Origin of the sequence: Mesorhizobium sp. M1182, from assembly GCF_040318335.1 — a bacterium.
Taxonomy (GTDB): Bacteria; Pseudomonadota; Alphaproteobacteria; order Rhizobiales; family Rhizobiaceae; genus Mesorhizobium.
Genome location: NZ_JAMYMD010000006.1, coordinates 13,324 through 38,949, shown reverse-complemented (window position 1 = coordinate 38,949; position 25,626 = coordinate 13,324). Strand labels below are relative to the sequence as shown.

At 63.2% G+C, this 25,626-nt stretch carries 22 protein-coding genes; 14 read left to right on the top strand and 8 right to left on the bottom strand.

Translation table 11 applies throughout. The features are described from left to right. The first annotated feature begins 52 nt into the window (after nt 1-52). Entirely contained in the window at nt 53-775 is a 723-nt protein-coding gene (locus tag NKH33_RS09970) for a UdgX family uracil-DNA binding protein (protein WP_352470171.1), read from the top strand. 1 nt (nt 776) lies between these two features. On the opposite strand, the gene NKH33_RS09965 is transcribed toward NKH33_RS09970, so the two are convergent. The 4 genes from NKH33_RS09965 to NKH33_RS09950 form a co-directional block, all read right to left on the bottom strand. Further along, entirely contained in the window at nt 777-2,042 is a 1,266-nt protein-coding gene (locus NKH33_RS09965) for a glycerate kinase type-2 family protein (RefSeq protein ID WP_352919201.1), read from the bottom strand. Nucleotides 2,043-2,217: 175 nt separating this feature from the next. Next, on the bottom strand, nt 2,218-2,724 hold the full coding sequence (locus NKH33_RS09960; protein WP_352919198.1) for a heme-degrading domain-containing protein: 507 nt from the start codon (nt 2,722-2,724) through the stop codon (nt 2,218-2,220). A gap of 74 nt (nt 2,725-2,798) precedes the next feature. Then, a complete protein-coding gene (gene guaD, locus NKH33_RS09955; RefSeq protein WP_352830253.1) occupies nt 2,799-4,112 on the bottom strand; it encodes a guanine deaminase in 1,314 nt (437 codons plus the stop codon). Between the two features lies 1 nt (nt 4,113). Continuing rightward, nucleotides 4,114-5,331, bottom strand: a complete 1,218-nt coding sequence (locus NKH33_RS09950; RefSeq protein ID WP_352919195.1) for a urate hydroxylase PuuD — start codon at nt 5,329-5,331, stop codon at nt 4,114-4,116. 140 nt (nt 5,332-5,471) lie between these two features. Here NKH33_RS09950 and NKH33_RS09945 point away from each other — a divergent pair, with 140 nt between their 5' ends. The 4 genes from NKH33_RS09945 to dps all read left to right on the top strand — a co-directional run bounded on the left by NKH33_RS09945 (nt 5,472) and on the right by dps (nt 9,359). Then, entirely contained in the window at nt 5,472-6,392 is a 921-nt protein-coding gene (locus NKH33_RS09945; protein ID WP_352452229.1) for a LysR family transcriptional regulator, read from the top strand. Nucleotides 6,393-6,467: 75 nt separating this feature from the next. Continuing rightward, nucleotides 6,468-7,475, top strand: a complete 1,008-nt coding sequence (locus NKH33_RS09940; protein ID WP_352919191.1) for an LLM class flavin-dependent oxidoreductase — start codon at nt 6,468-6,470, stop codon at nt 7,473-7,475. Further along, entirely contained in the window at nt 7,472-8,725 is a 1,254-nt protein-coding gene (locus NKH33_RS09935; protein WP_352919188.1) for an LLM class flavin-dependent oxidoreductase, read from the top strand. The genes NKH33_RS09940 and NKH33_RS09935 overlap by 4 nt, the downstream gene beginning before the upstream one ends. A 145-nt stretch (nt 8,726-8,870) precedes the next feature. Further along, nucleotides 8,871-9,359: a DNA starvation/stationary phase protection protein Dps gene (gene dps, locus NKH33_RS09930; RefSeq protein WP_352469859.1), complete on the top strand. Its 489-nt coding sequence runs from the start codon at nt 8,871-8,873 to the stop codon at nt 9,357-9,359. Between the two features lie 8 nt (nt 9,360-9,367). Here the strand turns inward: dps and xdhC are convergent, their stop codons facing one another. The 4 genes from xdhC to uraH form a co-directional block, all read right to left on the bottom strand. After that, nucleotides 9,368-10,357: a xanthine dehydrogenase accessory protein XdhC gene (xdhC, locus tag NKH33_RS09925; RefSeq protein WP_352470170.1), complete on the bottom strand. Its 990-nt coding sequence runs from the start codon at nt 10,355-10,357 to the stop codon at nt 9,368-9,370. A 62-nt stretch (nt 10,358-10,419) separates the two neighbouring features. Continuing rightward, nucleotides 10,420-12,771 carry a xanthine dehydrogenase molybdopterin binding subunit gene (gene xdhB / locus NKH33_RS09920; protein ID WP_352919376.1) on the bottom strand — a complete coding sequence of 784 codons (2,352 nt, stop codon included), beginning with the start codon at nt 12,769-12,771 and terminating at the stop codon, nt 10,420-10,422. Continuing rightward, the gene (xdhA, locus tag NKH33_RS09915) at nt 12,771-14,252 is read right to left on the bottom strand and encodes a xanthine dehydrogenase small subunit (RefSeq protein ID WP_352919186.1); all 1,482 of its coding nucleotides are present in this window, start codon (nt 14,250-14,252) and stop codon (nt 12,771-12,773) included. Before xdhA ends, xdhB begins: the two co-directional genes overlap by 1 nt. A 1-nt stretch (nt 14,253) precedes the next feature. Further along, a complete protein-coding gene (uraH, locus tag NKH33_RS09910; protein WP_352469857.1) occupies nt 14,254-14,628 on the bottom strand; it encodes a hydroxyisourate hydrolase in 375 nt (124 codons plus the stop codon). A gap of 173 nt (nt 14,629-14,801) precedes the next feature. On the opposite strand from uraH, the gene puuE reads away from it, so the two are divergent. The 9 genes from puuE to NKH33_RS09865 all read left to right on the top strand — a co-directional run bounded on the left by puuE (nt 14,802) and on the right by NKH33_RS09865 (nt 25,565). Then, nucleotides 14,802-16,235: an allantoinase PuuE gene (gene puuE, locus NKH33_RS09905; RefSeq protein ID WP_352919183.1), complete on the top strand. Its 1,434-nt coding sequence runs from the start codon at nt 14,802-14,804 to the stop codon at nt 16,233-16,235. Nucleotides 16,236-16,299: 64 nt separating this feature from the next. After that, nucleotides 16,300-17,148: a bifunctional allantoicase/(S)-ureidoglycine aminohydrolase gene (locus NKH33_RS09900; RefSeq protein ID WP_502904281.1), complete on the top strand. Its 849-nt coding sequence runs from the start codon at nt 16,300-16,302 to the stop codon at nt 17,146-17,148. Continuing rightward, complete coding sequence (locus NKH33_RS09895) at nt 17,145-17,648, top strand: ureidoglycolate lyase (RefSeq protein ID WP_352767343.1); 504 nt, start codon at nt 17,145-17,147, stop codon at nt 17,646-17,648. Before NKH33_RS09900 ends, NKH33_RS09895 begins: the two co-directional genes overlap by 4 nt. After that, a complete protein-coding gene (locus NKH33_RS09890; protein ID WP_352540356.1) occupies nt 17,648-18,241 on the top strand; it encodes a nucleoside deaminase in 594 nt (197 codons plus the stop codon). The genes NKH33_RS09895 and NKH33_RS09890 overlap by 1 nt, the downstream gene beginning before the upstream one ends. Nucleotides 18,242-18,326: 85 nt before the next feature. Further along, nucleotides 18,327-20,309 carry a CocE/NonD family hydrolase gene (locus NKH33_RS09885; RefSeq protein WP_352919179.1) on the top strand — a complete coding sequence of 661 codons (1,983 nt, stop codon included), beginning with the start codon at nt 18,327-18,329 and terminating at the stop codon, nt 20,307-20,309. A gap of 154 nt (nt 20,310-20,463) precedes the next feature. Then, the gene (locus NKH33_RS09880) at nt 20,464-22,050 is read left to right on the top strand and encodes an ABC transporter substrate-binding protein (RefSeq protein ID WP_352849757.1); all 1,587 of its coding nucleotides are present in this window, start codon (nt 20,464-20,466) and stop codon (nt 22,048-22,050) included. A gap of 16 nt (nt 22,051-22,066) precedes the next feature. Next, on the top strand, nt 22,067-23,026 hold the full coding sequence (locus NKH33_RS09875; protein WP_352540353.1) for an ABC transporter permease: 960 nt from the start codon (nt 22,067-22,069) through the stop codon (nt 23,024-23,026). Between the two features lie 11 nt (nt 23,027-23,037). Continuing rightward, nucleotides 23,038-23,865 (top strand): ABC transporter permease, encoded by an 828-nt coding sequence (locus NKH33_RS09870; RefSeq protein WP_352452240.1) that lies wholly within the window; start codon nt 23,038-23,040, stop codon nt 23,863-23,865. Continuing rightward, on the top strand, nt 23,865-25,565 hold the full coding sequence (locus NKH33_RS09865) for an ABC transporter ATP-binding protein (protein WP_352919176.1): 1,701 nt from the start codon (nt 23,865-23,867) through the stop codon (nt 25,563-25,565). The genes NKH33_RS09870 and NKH33_RS09865 overlap by 1 nt, the downstream gene beginning before the upstream one ends. Nucleotides 25,566-25,626: the final 61 nt, after the last annotated feature.

The window sequence follows — 25,626 nt, the reverse complement described above, 5'->3', positions numbered from 1 at the left end:
CCATGCGGAATAATTTCAGCGGAACCTTCGGCGGGCTTTGCTCATTGCGTGTCTGATTGCAGGAGCGAGCAAGGCCGCCTTAGTCATGATCGCCAGGATGCAGACAACCCCGACGCCGCACCATGCCAAAGTGCAGGCAAGACGCTTGCCTGCAAGCAAGTCTCCGGAAACGACAGAAATCGACGCCAGGACGATTCCTGAACTGCGCGAAACGGCCAAGATCTGCCGCCGCTGTCCGCTATGGCACGACGCCACGCAGACCGTGTTCGGTGAAGGCCCTGATAAAGCCAAGGTGATCTTCGTCGGCGAACAGCCGGGCGACCAGGAGGACCTGGCGGGCAAGCCCTTCGTCGGTCCGGCGGGCAAGGTGTTCGACGCGATCCTGGACGATGCCGGCGTCGATCGGCTGAAAGTCTACGTCACCAACGCAGTCAAGCATTTCAAGTTCGAGCCGCGCGGCAAGCGGCGCATCCACTCCAAGCCGAACGCCGGCGAGGTGCAGGCTTGTCGCTGGTGGCTCGACAAGGAAATCGATCTGATCAAGCCCAATCTGGCGGTGGCGCTCGGCGCAACGGCGGCGCAGGCGCTGCTCGGCAAGGTGGTGCCGATCATGAAGATGCGCGGGGCCGTCGTGGAGCGTGACGATGGCTTGCGTGTCTTCGTCACCATCCACCCGTCCTTCATCCTGCGCATTCGCGAGCCGGCGGACAGGCAGGCAGAACGCGACCGGTTCCTGCAGGATATGAGAGCGGTGAAAAAGCTGATGGCCGCCTGAGCTATTTGATCAATATCGCCCTGAGATCGTTGACGTTTGTGCCGGTCGGACCGGGTACGAAAAGGTCATCTACGGCATTGAATGCCGTCCAGGCGTTGTTGCCGGCAAGCATGGCCTTGGCATCGATGCCCGCCTTATGCATCCGCGACACTGTCGAGCCGTCGGCGAAGGCGCCGGCATTGTCTTCCGAACCGTCTATGCCGTCGGTGTCGGCGGCCAGTGCGTGGACGCCCGCCAGGCCGCTGATCCCAATGGCGAAGGCGAGCAGGAATTCCGAGTTGCGGCCGCCTTTGCCTTTCGCGCGCAAGGTCACGGTCGTCTCGCCGCCCGACAGGATCAGCACCGGTTTTGCGAATGGCCGGTTGCGCGTCGCCACTTCGCGCGCGATTGCAGCGTGGACGCCGCCGACCTCACGCGCCTCGCCCTCGATGGAATCGGAGAGAATGACCGCTTCGATACCTTGGTACCTGGCTTCGGCCGCAGCCGCTTCCAGCGATACGCCGGCCGAGGCGATCAGATGTACCTCGTTGCGCGAAAAACGCGGATCATCGACGCGCGGTGCATCGGCGGCGGGCGAATTGATGTGCGCCATCACTGAAGCCGGTAGTTTCATGTCATAGGCGGCGATCGACGCTAATGCATCTTCGCGGCTGCCGGAATCGGGAACGGTCGGGCCGGAAGCGACCAGCGCGGGGTTATCGCCCGGAATGTCGGAGACCACCAGCGACACCACCTTGGCTGGATAGGCAGCGGCCGCCAGCCTGCCGCCCTTGATCGTGGAAACATGTTTACGGATGGTGTTCATCGCGGCGATCGGCGCGCCGGAGGCGAGCAGCGCCTCGTTGACGGCGATCTCATCGGCCAGCGTCAGACCTTCGGCAGGTGACGGCAGCAGCGCCGAGCCGCCGCCCGAAATGAGCGCCACGACGAGGTCGTCCGCAGTCAGTCCCTGGACCTTTTCGAGCAGCCGCCGTGAAGCTTCTAGCCCCGCGGCATCCGGCACCGGATGCGCCGCCTCGATGATCTCGATGCGCCGGCAGGCCGCGCCATAGCCGTAGCGGGTGACGACCAGCCCTTCGATCGGCCGGTCCCACACTTTCTCGAAAGCCGCCGCCATCTGCGCCGAGCCTTTTCCGGCACCGATGACGATGGTCCGGCCCTTCGGCCTTGCCGGCAAATGATCCTTGATCGTCCTCTGGGGATCGGCGGCGGCAACGGCGGCGTTGAAGATCGAAATGAGAAAGGACTTGGGATCGAGCGCGGTCATACTGAGGTACCACGGACGCTGTGCGAGCTTCTGCGGCGTTTGCGCTGCCCCTCACCGTTACCCTCTCCCCGCAGAGAGACGGCAAGAGGGGATCGCCAGCGTTGGAGCGTTTCCCTTGTCCCCGTCACTACGCGGGGAGAAGGTGCCGGCGGGCGGATGAGGGGCAGCGCCAACGTCACGATGTTGCTTCCGACGGCAGGACCAACTCCTGGCTATCGACGCCCAAGTAGCTACACAGCGTATCGACGACCACTCCGTGGTCCTCGCGCTCCGGTAGACCGGAGACGGCGATCACGCCGATGACGCCAGCGCCCTTGACAGTGATGGGAAAGCCGCCACCGGCCAGCACATAGTCGGCAATGTCCAGCCCTTCGCCGGGCTTGAAGCTGCGGTCGGGGCGCTGCTGCTCCAGCACCATGCGGTAGGTGCTTTTCAGGAACCGCCGCACGACGTTGATCTTGCGCCGCGCCCAGTCCGGATTGGAGGCGTTCGAGCCGGGCGTTGCCGCATAGAACAGCGGCCGGTCGAAAGTTCTGATATCGACGATGATTGGCAGGTTTTCCTTGAGAGCCCGGTCGCGGATCGCCGAGCCGATCTCGAAAGCGACGGCTTCGTCGAAGGCCGAAAAGACAAGCGTGGCTTCCTGTTTCTTGATCAGAGCGATGTCGTCCGCAACGGCCATGTCGTTCCCCTGTCGATCTCGCCTGTTGCTTTGGCGGATGGCTGCCGCCCGGTCAAGCCGGCCGCATACGACGGCTAAACCGCTATATCCGCCTTGGCCGCCCGGCCGGCGACATAGACCTCGCGCACGGCGCGGTCGTCGCCGAGTGTCTGCAGCAGAAACAATTCCTCGGCGAGCGTGTCCGCCGTCTCCACCCGCAGCCGCATCGCCGGCGTGGCGCGGGCGTCGAGCACGATGATATCGGCGTCGCTGCCTTCCTCCAGGGTGCCGATCTTTTCCGCAAGCGACAGCGCCTCGGCATTACCGCGGGTCAGCTGCCAGAAGGACTGGAACGGATTGAGCTTCTCGCCGTTCAGCGCGATCACCTTGTAGCCCTCGTCCATGGTGCGCAGCATCGAATAGTTGGTGCCACCGCCGACATCGGTGGCTGCGGCGATGCGAAGCGGCTTCTCGCGGCGGCTATAGCGCTGATAATCGAACAGGCCCGAGCCGAGAAACAGGTTGGAGGTCGGGCAGAACACCGCCACCGAGCCGCTATCCGAAAGCGCATCCGCCTCGCGCTCCGACAGGTGGATGCAATGGCCGAACAGGCTTCTGCGCCCGAGCAGCCCATAGTGTTCGTAGATGTCGGTGTAGTCCCGCGTCTGCGGGTATAATTGCTGCGTGAAGGCGATCTCGGCGTGGTTTTCCGACAGATGCGTCTGCATGTGCAGATCAGGATATTCGCGGCAGAGCGCGCCCGCCATCTCCAATTGCTCGGGCGACGAGGTGATGGCGAAGCGCGGCGTGATGGCATAGTGCTGGCGCCCCTTGCCGTGCCACTCATCGATCAACGCCTTGCTGTCGTCATAGCCCGATTGCGGCGTGTCGAGCACGCCGTCCGGCGCGTTGCGGTCCATCATCACCTTGCCGGCGATGTTGAGCATGTTGCGGTCGTGCGACTCTGCAAAGAACGCTTCGGCAGATTCCTTGTGTACCGAGCAATAGGCCGCGACTGTCGTGGTGCCGTGGCGCAACACTTCATCCAGGAACAGCCTGGCGATACGGCGGCCATGCTGGGCGTTCTGGAATTTGGTCTCTTCCGGAAAAGTGTAGGTGTTCAGCCAGTCGAGCAGTTCGGCGCCGAAGGAAGCGATGACCTGCATCTGCGGAAAATGTGCATGCGCATCGATGAACCCGGGCAGCAGCAGATGTGGCCTGTGGTCGATCTTTTTTGTTCCCTCGCCCGCCTTTTTCTCGACCTCGGCATAGGCGCCAGCGGCAACGATCCTTCCGTCGCGCATCAGCAGGCCGCCATCTTGCTCGTAGCGCCAGGCGGAATGGTCGTCGATGGTTTCTGGCCAGCGCAAAAACGACAGCGTGCGGCCGCGCAGCAGCGTGCTGGTCATGCTATTTCCCCGCGCCTTCGAACCAGGCTACCAGCAGTGCCCGTTCCTTGTCGGTGATCTGGGTGACGTTGGCGGGCGGCATGGCGTGGCTGCGTCCGGCCTGCAGGTAGATCTCGCCGGCGTGCTCGGCGATGCCGGCATCGGTATCGAGCATCACGCCCTTAGGCGCGTGGTAAATGCCCTCGTAGGACGGCTCCGCCGCATGGCACATCGAACAGCGGCCAAGCACTGTATCACGCACGGCGGGAAAATGCGCCGAGGCGACGTAGACCTGTGCCGCCGAGGACGTTTTGACCTCGCCGGTCAGCAGCTTCGGTGCCGTCGACAGCCAGATGATGACGACAAACAGGACGGCGGCGGCCAGCCAGGTCCAGGTCGGATTGCCTTTGCGCGCGTGCCTGGTATTGAAATAGTGCCGGATCAGCACGCCGATGATGAACACCAGCGAGGCAATGACCCAGTTGAACTCTGTGCCGAACGCCAGCGGATAATGGTTCGACAGCATCAGGAACAAAACCGGCAGCGTCAGGTAATTGTTGTGCAGCGAGCGCTGTTTGGCGATCTTGCCGTATTTCGGATCGGGCTTACGGCCGGCGATCAGGTCGGCGACGACGATCTTCTGGTTTGGGATGATGACCATGAAAACGTTGGCCGACATGATAGTCGCGGTAATGGCGCCGAGATGCAGGAAGGCGGCGCGGCCGGTGAACAGGTGGGTCAGTCCCCAGGCCATGAATACCAGCACCCCATACAGCACCAGCATCAGGCCGGTGTCGCTGTTGCCGAGCGGCGAACGGCACAAGAGATCGTACATCACCCAGCCGACGCCGATCGTCGCCAGCGACAGCAAGATGCCTGTAGGCACCGACATGGCAAGGACATTCGGATCGATCAGGAACAGGTCCGCCCCGGCATAGTAGACGACGCACAGCATGGCGAAGCCCGACAGCCAGGTGGCGTAGGATTCCCACTTGAACCAGGTCAGATGCTCGGGCATCTCAGCCGGCGCCACCAGATATTTCTGCACATGGTAAAAGCCGCCGCCATGCACCTGCCATTCCTCGCCGAAGGCTCCGGCAGGCATGCCCGGACGCTGGCGCAGCCCGAGATCGAGCGCGACGAAATAAAAGGACGATCCAATCCAGGCGATACCGGTGACGACGTGCAGCCAGCGCACGGCGAAACTCAGCCAATCCCAGAATATCGCGAAATCCATCATGAAAAAATCGTCCCTGCCGATCCACTGACTTTACGGACTGGAGCGCAAACGGAAAGGGCCGAGCTGCACGATGACTTTCAAAAAAAATTGGAAAATACTAGGCTGATCATACGCAGCCACACGAGAGCCACGGAAGCCGCATGGCCTATCTCGACAACATCGCCGTTTTCGTCCGCGTCGTCGAGCTCGGCAATTTGTCGGCGGCTGGGCGCGACATGCGCATTTCGCCGGCGGTCGCTTCCAACCGAATCAAGGAGCTCGAGAAGCACCTGGGCGTCAGGCTGTTCAACCGCACGACGCGACAATTGATGCCGACCGAGCACGGCACCGTGTTCTACTCCGGCGCCAAGCAGGTGCTGGAGGCGGTCACCGAGGCAGAAGCGGCGGTCAGCGCGCTATCCGGCCAGCCGCGCGGCACCATAAAGGTGACAGCGCCGCTCGGCCTCGGGCGGCGGCTGGTAGCATCCGGAATCCCGGATTTCCACGACAGATACCCAGATATCGAGGTGCGGCTCCGGCTTTCCGATCACAATGTCGATATCATGAAGGAAGGCATCGACGTTGCGTTCCGGCTGGGCATCATCGAGGATTCCAGCCTCAGGATGCGCGGCATCATGGACTGCGAGCGCGTGCTGGTAGCGGCTCCGCAATATCTGGACGTGCGCGGCGAGCCGACCGAGCCGCAGGAGTTGATCGGCAAGAAACACGATTGCCTGATGCTGCGCTATTCCGGCGCGCGCGAATATGTCTGGACGCTGCAGACGCCGAATGGGCCGCAAAAGTTCGAGGTGCACGGCCCCTACGATACCGATGATGGCGACGTGCTGACCGGCTGGGCGCTGTCCGGCCGCGGCATCATCAACAAGCCGCGCTTCGAGGTCGAGCCGTTTATCCGCGACCAGCGGCTGAAGGTGATCCTGAGCAACACGCCGCCGACGCCGGTGCAGTTCGCCGCCGTCTACCCGCACAAGAAGCTGCAGGATCCGAAGGTGCGGCTGCTGCTCGATTTCATGGCCGAGCGCTGCCAGCGGCTGATCAGGGATATTCTGGCCGGCAAATGATCGTCGGCTGGCCGGTTGCTTTCCGTCCAGCCGGCGAGATAATTCTCAAGGAATCTCGCTCAACAGGGAAAAGCGATGGCCAACGGCGCCACAATGTGTCTCGCCGTTTCACTGTCTCCGGAAGCCGCCCCTTCCCATCCGCCCGACGCCGGCTCGGACTTCAGTCTGCTGACGCGGTTCGTGCAAGAAGCCGAAGCGGCCGGTCTGGACATGGTGTTGCTGGGCGATTCCGCACCGGTTGCAGGCGGGCCGAACCGGCAAATGCGCTTCGAAGCAACGACCTTGCTGGCAGCGCTGGCGACGGTGACAAGCAGGATCGGTCTCGTCGCGGCAGCGTCGACGGTCGCCCACCAGCCCTATAATCTCGCGCGCCGTTTCGCTTCGCTCGATATTATCAGCCATGGCCGCGCCGGCTGGAACGCGAGCATGATGCCCGACCCGCGCGAGGCCGCCAATTTCAGCCGACAGGAAGGGTTTTCCGGCGATGATTTCCGCCTGCGCGCCGAGGAATTCATCGGCATCGTGCAAGGCTTGTGGAAAGGCTGGGACGCAGACGCGCTGCTGTTCGACAAAGTTGGCGGCCGCTTCTTCGATCCCGAGAAGATGCACCTTCTCGACCACAAGGGCGAATATTTTTCCGTGCGCGGGCCGCTCAACGTGGCGCGGTCGCCGCAGGACACGCCGGTGCTGGTCATGTCCGGCCTGTCCGAGCCCGACATGGATATTGCCGCCCGCACCGCCGATGTTGTCCTGCGGGACCAGCGATCGATCGACTGGGTTGACGATCTGAAGCGCCGTGCGCTTGCGTTCGGGCGCAGGCCGGAGGCGCTGAAAGTGCTGATGAACGTTGTCGCGGTTGCCGAAATAGCCGCCGCCCCGGACATGTTTGCGGATCGGCTCGAAGAGTGCTTTCGCTCCACAGCTTGTGACGGTTTTAACATTCTCATGCCGCGGATGGTAGCGCTCGACAATTTCGTTGATTGCGTGCTGCCGGGCCTTCGCCGCCGCGGCCTCGTTAGGCCTGGTTACCGCGGGGCGACACTTCGCTCCCATCTCGGACTTGCCGGGGAGGATCGGCAATGAGTACCGGTCTACGGCAGATGAAGCTCGGCGCCTTCCTGTGGGCGACAGGCCACCACATCGCCGCCTGGCGCCATCGGCAGGCGCATGTCACGGCCGGCATCGACATCGATCACTACATCCAGCTGGCGCGGACGGCGGAAGCGGCGAAGTTCGACATGATCTTCTGCGAGGACGCCGCCGGCGTGCGTGAGGCCAATGTCGATATCGCCAGCCAGACCTCACGCTCGATCGGCTTCGAGCCGATCAGCCTGCTTGCCGCGCTCGCGGTGCAGACGGAGCGCATCGGCCTCGTCTCAACGGCGTCGACGAGCTATAACGAGCCTTACGGGCTGGCGCGAACCTTCCTGTCGCTCGACCACCTGAGCGGCGGCCGTGCCGGCTGGAACCTTGTCACTTCCGCCAGCCAGATCGAGGCCGCCAATTTCGGCTCGACCGGTCTGCGCCCGCATGCCGACCGCTACGAACGCGCGCGCGAATTCGCTGCCGTGGTTGCTGGCCTTTGGCAAGGCCAGGGCGGACACGAAGGCAGAAGCTTTTCGGTGCGCGACCCGCTCGATCTGCCGCGCTCGCCCCAAGGTGCGCCGGTCATGGTTCAGGCGGGAGCGTCGGACGAAGGCCGCGATCTCGCCGCCCGGACCGCCGATGTGGTGTTCACTGCGGCGCAGACATTCGAGGAGGGGAAGGCTTTCTACGACGACCTCAGGGGACGGCTGGCGGCCTATGGGCGCGAGCCGGACGACCTCAAGATCATGCCTGGCGTCGCGCCGGTGGTTGCGGCAAGCGAAGCGGAAGCCCGGGCAAAACATGACGAACTGCAGGAGCTGATACCGGACGATATCGGTGTCGCGCTGCTTTCCAGCTATCTCAGCATATCCGATCTCGCGCGCTATCCCATCGACGGACCGCTGCCCGAGCTGCCGGCCAGCGAAGGCATGCAGAGCCGGCAGGCGCTCGTCATCGAGCAATCCCGCCGCGACAAGCTGTCCATTCGCCAGCTTGCCCGTCATTTCGCCGGCGCGCGCGGTCATTGGCGCGTCGTCGGAACTCCGGCCCAGATCGCCGACCAGCTCGAGGCACGCTTCGAGGGCGGCGCGGCAGACGGTTTCAACGTCATGCCATCCTATTTTCCCGGCGAACTCGAAGCCTTTGCCACGCTTGTCGTGCCAGAGCTGCAGCGGCGCGGGCTTTTCCGGAAGGATTATGAAGGCAGCACTCTGCGCGACCATCTGGGCTTGAAAACGCCGGCGTAAACGACGAGCGGAACGAAAGTCGGAGATCGCCGTTTTGGGATGCTGTGCCGCGGCGATGAGGGCGTCTGCGCGCATATTCGATTGACCATCCCAAACTTCGCCCTCTTTTCAAACCACGCGGACGCAACCGCCATAGGAGCCGATCATGGATGCCATCGCCACCCGCAATGACCTGCAATCCAATGCCAAGAAAGAGTGTATCGATCTTCTCAATGCCCGCCTCGCCGACGCCATCGATCTGGCCTTGATCACCAAGCAGGCGCACTGGAACGTCAAGGGACCGCAATTCATCGCCATCCACGAGATGCTCGACACGTTCCGCGAGGAGCTCGACGGCCATGTCGACACCATTGCCGAGCGCGCCGTACAGCTCGGCGGCACGGCGCTCGGCACCTCGCAGGAGGTGTCGAAGGCGACTATGCTGGAGGCCTATCCGACCGACATCCACAAGACCCGAGACCATCTGGCGGCGCTGATCGACCGCTATGCCGCGACCGCCAAGCGGGCACGCGCCGCGATCGACGAAGCGGCTGGCGCGGGCGACGCCGACACCGCCGACATCTTCACCGCCTATTCACGCTCGCTCGACAAATTGCTGTGGTTCCTTGAGGCGCACACGCAGGAGAAGGAATAGCCAAAACGTCAGCCAGCCATCGCCTTGCGGTGAGGGGCTTTGGACTGAGCGGACGGTGCCGCCGCATGGCCGGCCAACGCTGTCATAATCTCGGCTACGGCGAGTGCGGCGATCACCTGCGGGCGCTTGTCCTTAACGGCATCGCCGCCGATCGGCGAGACGAGGTGGGCAAATTCCGCCTCGCTTCCGTCCGCCGATTTCAGGAACCAGTTTCGGAACGTCGCCTTCTTGGTTCTGGAGCCGATCATGCCGACATAGGCGGCATCCCGGCGTTTCAGAGCCTCGGCGACGATCAGGAAGTCCAGCGCGTGGTCATGTGTAAGGACGACGAAGGCGGATCCAGCCGGGGCTTCGCGCACCATCGCCTCAGGCATCGGCGTCAGCTTGGTTTCGACCGCTTCCGGCATGCCTTTGAGCGCCTCGGCTCGCGTCTCGACAACGACGACATGCACCGGCAGCAAGGCCATCGCGGAGGCCAGCGCCTGGCCGACATGGCCGCCGCCGAGGATGTAGACATGCGGTCGCTGCGCTTCCTCGGTTTCCGCCGCCGCAACCAGCTTGGCTTCAAGCGCGGGGTCGACCAGCTGGATCAGCAGCTCGACCCTGCCGCCGCAGCACTGCCCGATGTCCGGGCCGAGCGCGATGTCGAGGGTGGCGCGGATATCCCTCCCCCTTGAGGGGAGGGTGGCGGCGAAGCCGCCGGGTGGGGTCGCCGCGGCAGTGCTCGACGCGCTGGCGGTACCTTCTGAGACGACCCCCTCTGGCCGCTCCGCGGCCATCTCCCCCTCAAGGGGGGAGAAAAGCATCTGTCGCGCTTTGTCGATCGCCATGTATTCGAGCTGGCCGCCGCCGATCGTACCGAAAGTGGCCGATCCTGAGACGAGCATGAAGGCACCCGTCTCGCGCGGCGTCGAACCTTTTGTCCGGGCCACCTCAACGAAGGCGACCCGGCCGGCGCCGGCAAGAAAGGCTTTCAGGCTCTGCACTTTCGCGTTCATCATTTGCGTTCCCTATCGGGAAATATAGAGTTTTTCGGCCTGAATTGCACGTTTTCCGGGATTCAAGTGCCGGTTTTGGCTTCGCGCTTCAGCCGTTCGATCGCCATCAGCACACGCTCCGGCGTGGCCGGCGGGTCGAGGCGCGGGCAGATCTTGTGGCTGGCAACGCTCGCCACTGCGTCCGACAGCGCATGCAGCACCGACATTGCGAGCGGAAAGGGCGGCTCGCCGACCGCCTTGGAGCGGTACACCGTCGGCTCGCCTGCTTGCGCCCAGTCGGCCAAAGTCACATTAAAAATCTTCGGCCGGTCCGACGCGAGCGGGATCTTGTAGGTCGATGGCGCATGGGTGCGCAGCCGCCCCTTGTCGTCCCACCACAGTTCCTCCGTTGTCAGCCAGCCCATGCCCTGGATGAAGCCGCCCTCGATCTGGCCGAGGTCGATGGCGCGGTTCAGCGAGCGGCCGGTTTCGTGCAGGATGTCGGTGCGCTCGACGATATATTCGCCGGTCAGCGTGTCGACAGACACTTCCGAGCACGCGGCGCCGTAAGCGAAATAGTAGAAGGGATGGCCCTCGCCCTTGTCGCGGTCCCAATGGATTTTCGGCGTCTTGTAGAAACCCGCCGCCGAAAGCTGGATGCGCGCCATATAAGCCTGCCTGACGAGATCGGCGAAGGCGATCTCCTGGTTGCCGATGCGCACGCGGTTGGGCAGGAACAGCACCTGGTCGCGCGGCACCTGGTATCTCTCGACGGCAAAATTGGTCACCCGGTCCTTGATCTGGCGGGCGGCATTCTGCGCCGCCATGCCGTTGAGGTCGGAGCCGGAAGACGCGGCGGTGGCCGAGGTATTCGGCACCTTGCCGGTCGTCGTCGCGGTGATCTTGACCTGATCGAGGTCGATCTGGAACTCTTCCGCCACAACCTGCGCCACCTTGACATAGAGGCCCTGCCCCATCTCGGTGCCGCCGTGGTTCAGATGCACCGAACCATCGGTATAGACATGCACCAGCGCGCCGGCCTGGTTGTAATGGGTGGCGGTGAACGAGATGCCGAACTTGACCGGCGTCAGCGCCAGTCCGCGCTTGATGAAGCGGCTGTTGGCATTGAAAGCATCGATGGTGCGGCGGCGCCTCGCATAGTCGGAACTCGCCTCCAGCTCGGCGACGATGCGGTGGATGATGTTGTCCTCGACCGTCTGGTGGTAGGGAGTGATGTTGCGGTCGCTGGTGCCGTAGAAATTCTTCTTGCGGATTTCGAGCGGGTCCTTGCCGACGGCAAACGCGACTTCGTCGATGACGCGCTCGGCGCCGACCATGCCTTGCGGGCCGCCGAAGCCGCGAAAGGCGGTGTTCGATACCGTATTGGTGTAGAGCGGCGCCGATTGCGCGTGCACCGCCGGCCAGAAATAGGTGTTGTCGCAATGGAACAGCGCGCGGTCAGTGACCGGGCCGGAGAGGTCGGCCGAGAAGCCGCAGCGCGCCGCGAACATGAAATCTATGCCCAGAATATTGCCTTCGTCGTCGAAGCCGACCTCGTAGTCGACGAGGAAATCGTGGCGTTTGCCGGTGGCGATCATGTCGTCGTCGCGGTCAGGCCGGATTTTCACGGCCCGATGATGTTTCTTCGCGGCGATAGCGGCCAATGCCGCAAACTGATTGCCTTGCGTTTCCTTACCGCCGAAAGCGCCGCCCATCCGGCGGATTTCCACCGTCACCGCATGGCTCGGCACACCCAGCGCATGGCTGACCATGTGCTGGATTTCGCTCGGGTGCTGGGTCGAGGAATAGATGGTGACGTCGTGGTCCTCGCCGGGGATGGCCAAGGCGATATGACCTTCGAGATAGAAATGCTCCTGGCCGCCTATGCGCATTTTTCCCTTCAGCCGGCGCGGCGCCGCATTGATCGCAGCCGCTGCATCACCGCGCCTCAGCGTCAGCGGCGGCGTGACCAGCTTATCTTTCCGGGGATCGAGCTCACCGACATCGGCGACGAACGGCAATTCCTTGTATTCGACCTTGGCCAGCCTCGTTGCACGGCGCGCCTGCTCGCGGGTTTCGGCAATGACGCAGAAGATCGGTTGGCCAAAGAATTGCACCTTGCCGTCGGCCAGCACCGGCTCGTCGTGACGGCCGGTCGGCGAAATGTCGTTCTCGCCTGGCACGTCGCTCGCCGTCAGCACGTCGATGACGCCGGGTGCGGCGCGCACCGCCGACAGGTCCATGCTGGTGATGGTGGCATGCGTCGCCGTCGAAAGCCCAAGGCAGCCGTGCAGCGTGCCGGCCGGTTCCGGCATGTCGTCGATATAGACGGCCGTGCCACTGACATGCTTGTGCGCGGAATCATGGCGCTGGTCGGTGGCGACGCCGCCGGCGATTTTTTGCGCCTTCAGGTTGGGGGTGGCGTGCTTGTTCATCATGCCGCCTCGTGCCGTGATACCTGGATCGGCGCCCGGGTGCCGGTGGTTTCGGCAAAGAAGCGCAGCAGCAGGTTGCGTGCCGCCAGCGCCCGGTATTCGGCGCTTGCCCGCATGTCGGTCAGCGGCGTGAAATCGCCGGCGTACGCGGCCATCGCCGCCTCGACCGTCGCTTCCGTCCAGGGCTTGCCAAGCAATGCCTTTTCGACGCCAAAGGCTCGCTTCGGCGTTGCCGCCATGCCGCCATAGGCGATGCGCACATCCGCCACCGTGCCATGCTCGGCGAGCTTCAGGAAAAACGCGCCTAGCGCTGCTGTGATGTCTTCGTCGCGGCGCTTGGTGATCTTGTAGACGGCAAATTTCGTCTCGCTGCCCGGCACCGGAACATGCACGGCCTCGACGAATTCGCCGGGCTGCCGGTCCTGTCGGCCATAGGCGATGAAAAACTCCTCGAGCGGGATCGTCCGCCGCTTGTCGCCGCGGCGCAGCGTCAGGCGGGCACCGAGTGCGATCAGCGGCGGCGGCGTGTCGCCGATCGGCGAACCGTTGGCGATATTGCCGCCGATGGTGCCCATGTTGCGCACCTGATCGCCGCCGATGCGGTCGAACAGCGGGCCGAGCGCCGGGATGCGTTTCGCCAGCGTCGAGAAGGCTTCGCTATAGGTGACACCGGCGCCGATCGAGATGACGCCCTTGTCCTCGGAAATCCCGCACAGACCATCGAGATTGCCGATGAAAACCGCCGGCGCAATATCGCGCATGTGCTTGGTCACCCAAAGGCCGACATCGGTCGAACCCGCGACGATAGTGGCGCCCGGCTCCTTGACGAGTACGCTGGCCAGATCGTCGGCATTGGCCGGCACGATCAGCCGCTTGTTGCCGGAGCCGATCTCGATGCGCGAACCGTCCTTCATCGCTTCGAGCTTGGCCGTGACTGCCTTGCGCTCCGCCGCCAACGGATCCTTTGCCGCCGTGCGGTAGCTGGAGATGGCGCGCGCCGCGCGCATGATCGCCTCGTATCCGGTGCAGCGGCAGAGATTGCCTTGCAGCGCCTTTTCGATGGCGGCGTCCGACGGCTCCGGCGCCCGCATCCACAGAGCATAAAGCGACATGACGAAACCCGGTGTGCAGAAGCCGCATTGCGAGCCGTGGAAATCGACCATGGCCTGCTGCACGGGATGCAGTTTTCCTGCGTCGCCGCGCAGATGCTCGACGGTCACGACATGCGTGCCGTCTAGCGAGCCAAGGAAGCGGATGCAGGCATTGACGCTTTCATAGACCAGTGTTCCACCGGAGAGCCTGCCGACCAGCACCGTGCAGGCGCCACAGTCGCCCTCGGCGCAACCTTCCTTGGTGCCGCGCAGCGAGCGGTCGAGCCGCAGCCAGTCGAGCAGGGTCTGGTCGGGTGCAATCGTGCCGAGCGCGACGTCCTCGCCATTGAGGATGAAGCGGATTTCGTTGCGTGTCTTGATCCCTGCCATCTCAGCTTCCCCGGTAGGTCGAATAGCCGTACGGCGACAGAAGCAGCGGCACATGATAGTGCATCGGCTCGGCCATACCGAAGCGGATCGGCACATGGTCGAGGAAGGCCGGTTCCGCCAGTTTTGTCCCTTGCCCGCGCAGATAATCGCCGGCCGCAAAGACCAGCTCGTATTCGCCGGTGCGGAATTCCGCGCCGGCAAGCAACGGAGCATCGCAACGGCCGTCATGATTGGTGACGACCGTTTTCAGATGCGTCCGGGCCTGACCGTCAAGATGATAGAGCTCGATCGACAGACCGGCCGCCGGTTTGCCGGCCGCAGTGTCGAGGACGTGGGTCGTCAGGCGCCCGCCTTCGGCTTTCGACGTTTCCGCCACTGGCTGCTCCATTCCCTGAACGGTCGAACACTATTCATGAATTGTGCGCCAATTAAAGGCGATGCATAAGTCCCGGTCGAGCGGAGCGCGACAAAAACACTTTCAAAAATTTCGGGGGAATGCGCAGGCACTCCTTTCGACTATCCTGATCACAATTTCCGGCAGGAGCGAGAATGCGTTACGAACGAGACATGCGCGGCTACGGAGCCAATCCGCCGGATCCGAAATGGCCCGGCGGGGCGCATGTCGCGGTGCAGTTCGTCGTCAATTACGAAGAGGGCGGCGAGAATTGCGTCCTGCACGGCGACAAGGCTTCGGAGGCTTTCCTGTCGGAGATCGTCGGCGCCGCGCCCTGGCCCGGCCAGCGCCACTGGAACATGGAATCGATCTACGAATACGGCGCCCGAGCCGGCTTCTGGCGATTACTGCGCCTGTTCAGCGAGGCACAGGTGCCGATCACCTGCTATGGCGTCGCCACGGCCCTGGCACGTTCGCCCGACCAGGTTGCGGCGATGCAGGAGGCCGGCTGGGAGATCGCTTCGCACGGGCTGAAATGGATCGACTACCGCGACCATACCCCGGAAGACGAGCGCCGCGACATGGAGGCGGCGATCCGGCTGCATTATGAGGTGACAGGGGCGCGGCCGACCGGCTGGTACACCGGCCGCACCTCGATCAACACGGTGCGGCTGGCGGCGGAAGAGGGCGGCTTCGACTATGTGTCGGATACCTATGACGACGAGCTGCCCTACTGGTTCGAGCACGTGGTGCCGGATGGCACGGCGAAACCGCAGCTGATCATACCCTACACGCTCGACGCCAACGACATGCGCTTTGCCACGCCGCAGGGCTTCAATTCGGGCGACCAGTTTTTTGCCTATCTCAGGGATAGTTTCGATACGCTCTATGCCGAGGGCAAGGCAGGGCGGCCGCGCATGATGAATATCGGCCTGCACTGCCGCCTGGTTGGGCGGCCGGGCCGGGTCGCGGCACTGAAGCGCTTCATCGACTACGTCAAATCGCATGACAAGGTCTGGCTGGCACGACGCATCGACATTGCAAAACACTGGCAGGAGACGCATCCGTTCCGGTTGCCGGCGCTGCGCCCGTCGAAAATGGAATTCGAGGCCTTCGTCCACACATTCGGCGGCGTCTTCGAGCATTCGCCGTGGGTTGCCGAGCGCGCTTATGAGCTGGAGCTCGGCCCGGCCCATGACAGTGCCGGCGGCCTGCACAACGCGCTCTGCCGCGTGTTTCGCGCGGCCAGCGAGGCCGAGCGGTTTGCTGTGCTCAATGCCCACCCCGATCTTGCCGGAAAACTGGCACAGGCCAAGCGGCTGACGGCGGAATCGTCGAGGGAACAGGCTTCGGCAGGGCTCGACGCGCTGACCGAGAAGGAGCGCGAGCTGTTCGCAAAACTCAATGCCGCCTACGTCACCAGTTTCGGTTTCCCCTTCATTATTGCGGTGAAAGGAAAGACCAAGGCGGAGATCCTGGCCGAGTTCGAGGCGCGTATCGGCAACAGCCACGACGTCGAATTCGAAACCGCCTGCAGACAGGTCGAGTGCATCGCGCTGCTTCGTCTCAAGGACATGCTTCCGCAATAGGGCTTCGGCTGCCGCCATGGGCCGTGGCTTCCGCAACAGGCTTGAATTTATGGATATGATGAAAATGGCCGAGCGAACCTATTATGCGCCGCAGGGCGGACATCCCGGCCAGAGTGAATTGCTGACCGGCCGCGCTGTGTTCACACAGGCCTATGCGGTCATCCCCAAGGGTGTGATGCAGGACATCGTCACCAGCGCCTTGCCGTTCTGGGATGGGACACGCGTCTGGGTGCTGTCGCGGCCGCTGTCGGGTTTTGCCGAGACGTTTTCGCAATACATCGTCGAGCTCGCGCCCGGCGGCGGCAGCGACCGCCCCGAGCTTGACGCCGCCGCCGAAGGTGCCCTGTTCGTAGTCGAAGGCGAGCTATGCGTTTCGCTTGCCGACAAGAAACATAGCTTAAGGCCGGGCGGCTTTGCCTACCTGCCCCCGGCGAGCGGGTGGACGGTGCGCAATGAAAGCGGTGCCGCCGTCCGCTTTCACTGGATCCGCAAGACTTATGACGCAGTCGACGGCATCGACCAGCCGCAAGCGTTCTTCGCCAACGAACAGGAAATCGCGCCGACGCCAATGCCGGGTACCGAAGGCCGATGGGCGACGACGCGCTTCGTCGATCCGGCCGACATGCGCCACGACATGCATGTCACCATCGTCACGCTCGAGCCTGGCGCGGTCATTCCCTTCGCCGAGACGCACGTCATGGAGCACGGGCTCTATGTGCTGGAGGGCAAGGCGGTCTACCGTCTCAACCAGGACTGGGTCGAAGTCGAAGCCGGCGACTATATGTGGCTGCGCGCCTTTTGCCCGCAGGCTTGTTATGCCGGCGGGCCGGGCAAATTCCGCTATCTCCTCTACAAGGACGTCAACCGCCACGCCAAGCTTGGCAGCGCCGGCGTCGTGAGACCTACACCATGACCCGCATCGTCGCGCGGCCGCTGACCCGCGAGAATTTCGCCGAATTCGGCGACGTCATCGATATGGGCGGCGACAACCATTATCCGATCAATGGCGGCAAGGCTGAGCGCTACCATGACCTCGCCACGGCGGAAGCACGAGGGCCGAATGCGCGCGTGCTGATCTCGATGGTGCGTGGCACGCCCTATGAGCTGCCGTTGAAGCTTACCATGGTGGAGCGCCATCCGTTTGGCAGCCAGGCCTTCATCCCGCTGTCACCACGGCCGTTCCTGGTCGTCGTCTGCCATGACGGCGAAGAGGGCCCGGGCGAGCCGCATGCCTTCATCACCGCGCCCGGGCAAGGCATCAACTATCCGCGCAATCTGTGGCACGGAGTTCTGACGCCGATCGGCGATGTCCAGGATTTTGTGGTCGTCGACCGCGGCGGCGACGGCTCCAATCTCGAAGAGTGCCATTTCTCGCACGCCTACGAGATCGATCTTCCCGACGGGATTAGATGATGACCGACATTTCGCTGATCGACCGACTGCTCGACGTCATCGAGCACGACATCGTGCCGAAGACCGTCGAAGGCGTCGCGCACGGCAATAAGCTGTTCGGCGCGGCCATTCTGCGCAAGGACGACCGCTCGCTGGTGCTTGCCGAAACCAACAACGAGACCGAAAACCCGCTCTGGCACGGCGAGGTGCATTGCCTGAAGCGCTTCTACGAAATGCCTAAAGCCGAACGCGTCGACACCAAGGACGCGATCTTTCTTGCCACGCACGAACCCTGCTCGCTCTGCCTGTCGGCGATCACCTGGACCGGCTTCGACAATTTCTTCTATCTGTTCAGCCACGAAGACTCGCGCGACAGCTTCGACATCCCGCACGATTTGAAGATCCTGAAAGAGGTCTTCACCCTCGATCCCGGCGGCTACAATGCCGAGAATGCCTATTGGAAGAGCTTTTCGATCCGCAAATTGGTGCGCTCGCTGCCCGATGCCGAGCGCGAGCGGCTGGAAGCGCGTATCGGCGCAATATCAGCGCGCTATGACGAATTGTCCGCCGCCTATCAAGCAAGCAAGGCCGAAAACGACATACCGCTGAATTGACGCGGATTGACCAGCCGAATTCGTTGACTGGCCCATGACGCGCTCTCACGGGCTCCATCATCTGGCGCTCCTGGAGTTCGCCCGCATGAAAATCGTCACTGAATTCCCACGAAAGATCGTCGAATTTCCGGATATGGGGATCATCATGCCGGACGGCTGCCGGCTGTCGGCGCGGGTGTGGATGCCGGCCGATGCTGCCGACGATCCAGTGCCGGCAATCCTCGAACACCTGCCCTATCGCAAGCGCGACGGCACGATCTATCGTGATCAGCTGACGCATCCCTATTTTGCCGGCCACGGCTACGCCTCGATCCGCGTCGACATGCGCGGCAATGGCGATTCCGAAGGGCTGATGGACGACGAATATTCCGAGCAGGAATTGCAGGACGCTTGCGACGTCATCGCCTGGGCGGCGGACCAGCCCTGGTGCAACGGCAATGTCGGCATGATGGGCATTTCGTGGGGCGGCTTCAACTGCCTGCAGGTAGCAGCCAAGCAGCCGCCGGCGCTGAAGGCGGTCATCAGTCTCTGTTCGACGGTCGACCGCTATGCCGACGACATCCACTACAAGGGCGGCTGCCTGCTGATCGAGAATTTCGGCTGGGCCTCGACCATGCTGTCCTATTCGTCAAGGCCGCCGGATCCGTTGCTGGCCGGCGACAACAGATGGCGCGACCTGTGGCTGACCAGGCTGGAGAACCAGCCCTTCCTGGCACCGCTGTGGCTGAAGCACCAGCATCGCGATGCCTATTGGAAGCGCGGCTCGATCTGCGAGGACTATTCCGCCATCCATGCCGCGGTGCTGTCGATCGGCGGCTGGCATGATGGCTATCGCAATACGATTTCCCATCTCGCCGTCAATATCGAGGCGCCGGTCAAGGGCATCGTCGGCCCGTGGATCCACAAATACCCGCATTACGCCGCGCCCGAACCGCGCATCGGCTTCCTGCAGGAGGCCTTGCGCTGGTGGGACCGCTGGCTGAAGGACATCGACACCGGCGTCGAGGCCGACCCCGCCTACCGCGCCTATGTCATGGACAACGTGCGTCCGGCGCGCTGGCATCCCGAGCGGCCGGGCCGCTGGGTCGCTGAATCGGAATGGCCGTCGCCCAACATCAAGACCCAAGAGGTTGAGCTTATCGCTGAAGGCAACCACGCCATCGTCGCTTCGCCGCAAAGCTGCGGCCTCGCCGGCGGCGAATATTTCCCCTTCACCTTCGGCCCGGAACTGCCGGGTGACCAGCGCCCCGACGATGCGCTGTCGGTGTGCTTCGACCAGCCGGTGCTGACCGAAACGATCGACATTGTCGGTGCTCCCGAAGTTGTGGTCAGGGTCTCGTCGGACCGGCGCCAGGCGAACATCGCGGTTCGGCTGTGCGACGTCCATCCGGACGGGGCATCGGAGCTGATCTCGTACGGCGTGCTCAACCTGACGCATCGCAACTCGCACGAATTTCCCGAAGCGCTGGTGCCCGGCGAAACCGTCAGCGCCCGGGTGGTGCTCGACCAATGCGCCTATCGCGTGCCGGCCGGCCATCGCTTGCGCGTTGCCGTTTCGAACGCCTACTGGCCGATGATCTGGCCGTCGCCGGAGCCGGTCCGGCTGGAATTGTCGGCCGCGACATTGATGCTGCCGGTGCGCCCGCCAGCGACAGGCGACGAGGTCACCTTCCCCGCTCCCGAAGGTGCTGCGCCCTGGGCAACGGAGACGCTTCGGCCCGCCAATTCCGAGCGTCATGTCGATCGCGACGAAAAGACCGGAATGATTACGCTTTTCATCGTCGACGATTTCGGTGAGGTGCGCGACCTGGGGCATGGCCTCGCCAATGGCAGCATCGCCAGAGAGACATGGGCGATCCATCCCGACAATCCGCTGTCAGCCTCGGGCAAGACGCATTGGACCCAGACGCTGTCGCGAAATGGATGGTCGGTGCGCACAGAAACCTTCGCCGAAATGCGGTCCGACGCGCAAAGCTTCGTGGTTAGCGCCAGAATCGAAGCCTATGAAGGCGAGAAACTCGTCTTCGAGCGCAACTTCGAGGAGAAAATCCCGCGCGCACTGCTTTGAGCGCTTATAGCGATTGGTCCAATTGCGACGCACGATTTACGCCACGGCATGTCGCATTCGGTCTTGCTTACCGCTTTCCCTTACGGTCATTATTCTCCCGATAGAAATGAGAAAAACGACCATAAGGTCGGACCAACAGAGTGAGGAACTCAACATGTCGAACGAACTGGAATATCTGAGCCGGCGCGTTGCGTCCGGCAAGCTGAGCCGTCGCGATTTTCTCGGCCGGGCAGCAGCGCTCGGCGTCACCGCAACCTTCGCCAATTCGCTGCTATCCAGCGCTTCCCGCGCGGCGGGTCCGGTCAAGGGCGGCACGCTCAAGGCCGGCCTGGTCGGTGGCGAGTCCACCAACAGCCTCGATCCGGCGCTGTTTATGACGCAGGTGCCGTTCGCCTTCGGCAAGATGTGGGGCGAACTGATCGTCGAACTGTCTCCCGAAGGCAAGCTCGAGAACCGCATCGCCGAGGAGATCGGCTCGTCGGACGACGCCAAGACCTGGACGCTGAAGATCCGCGATGGCGTCGAGTTTCACAACGGCAAGAAGGTGACCGCAGAGGACGTGGCCGCCACCCTCGAACGCCATTCGGACGAGAAGTCGAAGTCCGGCGCGCTCGGTTACATGAAAGGCATCGAGAGCATAAAGGCCAGCGGCAAGGAAGTGGTGCTGACGCTGAAGGAGCCGAATGCCGACCTGCCCTACCTGCTTAGCGACTATCACCTGATCATCCAGCCGAACGGCGGCAAGGACAAGGCCGATGCCGGTATCTCGGCGGGTCCTTACAAGGTCACCACCAACGAGCCCGGCGTGCGCCATGGCGGCGAGCGCTTCGCCAATTACTGGCAGGGCGACAAGATGGGCCATGCCGACCAGATAGAGATCATCGTCATCAACGACGCCACGGCCCGCACGGCGGCGCTGCAGGGCGGCCAGGTCAACATGATCAACCGGGTCGAGCCGAAGATCGTCGATCTGATCAAGCGCGTGCCCGGCGTCACCATCCGCAACCATTCGGGACCCGGCCACTACGTCTTCATCATGCACTGCGACACCGCGCCGTTCGACAACAACGACTTGCGGATGGCGTTGAAGCTGGCGATCGACCGCGAGGAGATGCTGAACAAGGTGCTGCGTGGCTATGGCTCGCTCGGCAACGACTTCCCGATCAATGCATCGTACCCGCTATTCACCGAGATCGAGCAGCGCAAATACGATCCCGATAAGGCCAAGTTCCACTACAAGAAATCGGGCCATGACGGTGCCGTCCTGCTCCGGACGTCGGACGTCGCCTTCCCCGGTGCCGTCGATGCCGCACAGCTGTTCCAGCAAAGCGCGGCCAAGGCCGGCATCAAGCTGGAGATCAAACGCGAACCGGGCGACGGCTACTGGTCGGAAGTCTGGAACAAGCAGCCCTTCTGCGCCTCCTACTGGGGCGGCCGGTCGACGCAGGACCAGATGTACTCTACCGCCTATCTGTCGACGGCCGACTGGAACGACACACGTTTCAAGCGTCCGGATTTCGACAAGATGGTGCTGGCGGCTCGCGCCGAGCTCGACGAGGCCAAGCGCAAGGCAATGTACCACGACATGGCTGTGATGGTGCGCGACGAGGGCGGCTTGATCCTGCCGATGTTCAATCAGTTCATCGACGCGACGGGCGCCAAGGTCGCCGGCTGGGTGGATGATCCGCATCAGGAGTTGATGAACGGATATGCTCTGGCGAAGTGCTGGCTCGAAGCCTGAGCCCGGCCTTGCGGATATGTCCTCACCCATCGTGAAACTGGTGGCCCAGCGCATTGCGCTGGGCATTCTGCTGCTGTTGGCCGTTTCGGTCCTGATCTTCGCCGGCACCCAAATCCTGCCCGGCGACGTCGCGCAAGCCATTCTCGGGCAGTCGGCGACACCGGAGTCGCTCGCCAATCTGCGCGAGCAGCTCGGCCTCAATGATCCCGCTTACATCCGTTATTTTCGCTGGCTCGGCGGCATCCTGACCGGTGATCTCGGCACGGCTATGTCGAGCGGTCAGGATATCGCAACCTCTATCAAGGGAAGGCTGTGGAACACGCTGTTCCTTGCCTTCTGGGCGGCGATCGTCGCGGTGCCGCTGGCGATCATCCTCGGCCTGATCGCGGTGCGCTACCGCAATGGCTGGGTCGACAAGCTGATCTCCGGGTTAGCGCTCGCCTCGACCTCGTTTCCGGAATTCTTCATCGGCTATGTGCTCGTCTTTTTCTTCGCGGTGCAACATCAATGGTTTCCCGCCATTTCCACGGTCTATGACGGGATGCCTTTCGGCGAACGCATTCAGGCCATAGCACTGCCGGCGGCAGCGCTGACCCTGGTGGTGCTCGCGCATATGATGCGCATGACGCGCGCTGCGATCCTCAATGTGATGCAGTCCGCCTATGTCGAGACCGCCGAACTCAAGGGGCTTTCGGCCTTCGCGGTCATCCGCAGGCATGCCTTCCCCAATGCCATCGCGCCGATCATCAACGTCGTGATGCTCAATCTCGCTTACCTGATCGTCGGCGTCGTCGTCGTCGAAGTTATCTTTGTCTATCCAGGCATGGGCCAATACCTGGTCGACCACGTCACCAAGCGTGACGTGCCGGTGGTGCAGGCGGTCGGGCTGATCTTCGCCGCCGTCTACATCAGCCTGAACATCATCGCGGACATAGCGGCGATCATCGCCAATCCGCGCCTCAGACATCCGAAATGAGGGGGGCGGGTATGCTCGTCATCAAACGCATCCCTATCCCGGCATTGGTCGGCATCGTGCTGACGGCGCTGTTCGTGCTGGCAGCAATTTTTGCGCCGTGGATCGCGCCGCATGGCAATGCCGAGATCGTCAGCGACGTCCCTTGGGAACCGATGTCCGCGGCGCATTGGCTGGGCACCGACAATCTCGGCCGCGATCTGTTGTCGCGCATGATCTACGGCGCCCGCATCACCCTGTTCATCGCGGTGCTGGCGACCGCGCTGTCCTTCTCGCTCGGCGCCATCCTCGGCTTTTCGGCAGCGGTTTTCGGCGGCTGGTTCGACACGCTTCTGTCGCGTCTCGTCGATCTCCTGATGTCGATCCCGACACTGATCATGGCCCTTGTCGTGCTGTCGGTGCTGCCATCCAATCTCGTGACACTGATCCTGGTCATGGGCATTCTCGACTCGACCCGCGTCTACCGCCTGTCGAGGGCGGTCGCCGTCGACATCAACGTCATGGATTATGTCGAGGCGGCCAAGCTGCGCGGCGAAGGCAGCGGCTGGATCATCTTCCGGGAAATCCTGCCCAATGCGCTGTCGCCGCTGGTTTCGGAACTCGGCCTGCGCTTCATCTATGCCGTACTGTTCCTGTCGACGCTGTCCTTCCTCGGGCTTGGCGTGCAGCCGCCGGACGCCGATTGGGGCGGCATGGTCAAGGAAAACAAGGATGGCATCGTCTTCGGCATAGGCGCCGCCCTCATTCCGGCGGCGGCGATCGCAGCGCTGGCGATTTCCGTCAATCTCGTCGCCGACTGGGTGCTCAACCGCACGACAAGCCTGAAGGGAGGACGCGGGTAATGGCTGACAAGCAACCGAAGCCCGGGCAACCGAAGCCCGGGCAACCGAAGCCCGGGCAACCAAAGTCCGGCGTGCTGCTCGACATCCGCAATCTGCGCATCGAGGCCACGGTATATCCGCCGGGTGAGGCGCCGAAGAACATCGTGCTGGTGCACGATGTCTCGCTGACGCTCGAAAAGGGCAAGGTGCTCGGATTGATCGGCGAGTCCGGCGCCGGCAAATCGACCATCGGCCTGTCGTCGATGGGCTACGGCCGCGGCGGCGTGCGCATCACCGGCGGCGAGGTCATCCTCAATGGCCGCGACATCCTGAAGGGCGGCAACGAAGGGTTTCGCAAATTGCGCGGCCGCGAGGTCTGCTATGTCGCGCAATCGGCGGCAGCCGCCTTCAATCCGGCGCACAGGCTGATGGACCAGGTGGTCGAGGCAGCACTCCTGCACGGCACGGCGACGCGGGCCGAAGCCGAAAAGCGCGCCGTGGCGCTGTTCAAGAAGCTCAGCCTGCCGAATCCCGAAAGCATCGGCGAGCGCTTCCCCCACCAGGTGTCGGGCGGTCAGCTGCAGCGCGTCATGACGGCAATGGCGCTGTGCTCGGAACCCGACCTGATCGTCTTCGACGAGCCGACCACGGCGCTCGACGTGACCACGCAGATCGACGTCCTGGCGGCGATCAAGGATGCCATCCGCGACACGCATGTCGCGGCGCTCTACATCACTCACGACCTTGCCGTCGTCGCCCAGGTCTCGGACGAGATCATGGTGCTGCGCCACGGCCGGCTGGTCGAATGGGGCGGCACCCGCCAGATCATCAAGGAGCCGCGCCAGGAATACACCAACGCGCTGGTTTCGGTGCATGAGATCGAACACCAGGAGCAGAAGCCCGGCACGAGCCCGTTCCTGTCGGTCAAGAACATCACCGCCGCCTATGGCCGCAGTCACATCAAGGTGCTGAAGAACGTCTCGGTCGATATTTTCGCCGGCCAGACGCTGGCGGTGGTCGGCGAGTCCGGCTCCGGCAAATCGACACTGGCGCGCGCCATCACCGGCCTCTTGCCGCCCGAACAAGGCACCGTCACCTTCGACGGACGGCCGCTCGCCAACCGGCTTGTCGACCGGCCGAAAGAGGATCTTCGCCAACTGCAGATGATCTACCAGATGGCCGACGTGGCGATGAACCCGCGCCAGACGGTCGGCACCATCATCGGCCGGCCGCTGGAATTCTATTTTGGGATGCGCGGGCGCGAGCGCGACAAACGCGTCGCCGAACTGCTCGACAAGATCGAAATGGGTAAAGGCTATGTCGACCGCTATCCGGCCGAGCTTTCGGGCGGCCAGAAGCAGCGCGTCTGCATCGCCCGTTCGCTCGCCGCCAAGCCGAAGCTGATCATCTGCGACGAGGTGACATCGGCGCTCGATCCGCTGGTCGCCCACGGCATACTGGAGCTGCTGCTCGAGCTGCAGAAAGAGGAAAACGTCGCTTATCTGTTCATCACCCATGATCTCGCAACAGTGAAGTCGATCGCCGATTCGATCGCCGTGATGTATCGCGGCGAAGTGGTGCGCTACGGGGCCAAGAGCAAGGTGCTGACGCCGCCCTTCGATGCCTACACCGATCTTTTGCTATCGTCGGTGCCCGAAATGGAGATCGGCTGGCTGGAAAAGGCGATCAAGGGACGGCGCATGGCCAGCGCGGGGAACTAGCGGGCCGCACTTTGCGCCCGACGATCCTGTCCGGGCGTGGATTGAACGGCAGGCCGGCCCT

Bases quoted from the DNA above. Each gene is read 5' to 3' on its own strand.
- NKH33_RS09875 (WP_352540353.1), top strand. From the start codon at position 22,067: ATGTCCTCACCCATCGTGAAACTGGTGGCCCAGCGCATTGCGCTGGGC.
- xdhB (WP_352919376.1), bottom strand. From the start codon at position 12,771: ATGAACAAGCACGCCACCCCCAACCTGAAGGCGCAAAAAATCGCCGGC.
- xdhC (WP_352470170.1), bottom strand. From the start codon at position 10,357: ATGAACGCGAAAGTGCAGAGCCTGAAAGCCTTTCTTGCCGGCGCCGGC.
- NKH33_RS09950 (WP_352919195.1), bottom strand. From the start codon at position 5,331: ATGATGGATTTCGCGATATTCTGGGATTGGCTGAGTTTCGCCGTGCGC.
- NKH33_RS09895 (WP_352767343.1), top strand. From the start codon at position 17,145: ATGACCCGCATCGTCGCGCGGCCGCTGACCCGCGAGAATTTCGCCGAA.
- NKH33_RS09935 (WP_352919188.1), top strand. From the start codon at position 7,472: ATGAGTACCGGTCTACGGCAGATGAAGCTCGGCGCCTTCCTGTGGGCG.
- NKH33_RS09880 (WP_352849757.1), top strand. From the start codon at position 20,464: ATGTCGAACGAACTGGAATATCTGAGCCGGCGCGTTGCGTCCGGCAAG.
- NKH33_RS09865 (WP_352919176.1), top strand. From the start codon at position 23,865: ATGGCTGACAAGCAACCGAAGCCCGGGCAACCGAAGCCCGGGCAACCG.
- NKH33_RS09960 (WP_352919198.1), bottom strand. From the start codon at position 2,724: ATGGCCGTTGCGGACGACATCGCTCTGATCAAGAAACAGGAAGCCACG.
- NKH33_RS09885 (WP_352919179.1), top strand. From the start codon at position 18,327: ATGAAAATCGTCACTGAATTCCCACGAAAGATCGTCGAATTTCCGGAT.
- NKH33_RS09940 (WP_352919191.1), top strand. From the start codon at position 6,468: ATGGCCAACGGCGCCACAATGTGTCTCGCCGTTTCACTGTCTCCGGAA.
- guaD (WP_352830253.1), bottom strand. From the start codon at position 4,112: ATGACCAGCACGCTGCTGCGCGGCCGCACGCTGTCGTTTTTGCGCTGG.
- puuE (WP_352919183.1), top strand. From the start codon at position 14,802: ATGCGTTACGAACGAGACATGCGCGGCTACGGAGCCAATCCGCCGGAT.
- dps (WP_352469859.1), top strand. From the start codon at position 8,871: ATGGATGCCATCGCCACCCGCAATGACCTGCAATCCAATGCCAAGAAA.
- xdhA (WP_352919186.1), bottom strand. From the start codon at position 14,252: ATGGCAGGGATCAAGACACGCAACGAAATCCGCTTCATCCTCAATGGC.
- NKH33_RS09945 (WP_352452229.1), top strand. From the start codon at position 5,472: ATGGCCTATCTCGACAACATCGCCGTTTTCGTCCGCGTCGTCGAGCTC.
- NKH33_RS09870 (WP_352452240.1), top strand. From the start codon at position 23,038: ATGCTCGTCATCAAACGCATCCCTATCCCGGCATTGGTCGGCATCGTG.
- NKH33_RS09890 (WP_352540356.1), top strand. From the start codon at position 17,648: ATGACCGACATTTCGCTGATCGACCGACTGCTCGACGTCATCGAGCAC.
- NKH33_RS09900 (WP_502904281.1), top strand. From the start codon at position 16,300: ATGGCCGAGCGAACCTATTATGCGCCGCAGGGCGGACATCCCGGCCAG.
- NKH33_RS09965 (WP_352919201.1), bottom strand. From the start codon at position 2,042: ATGACCGCGCTCGATCCCAAGTCCTTTCTCATTTCGATCTTCAACGCC.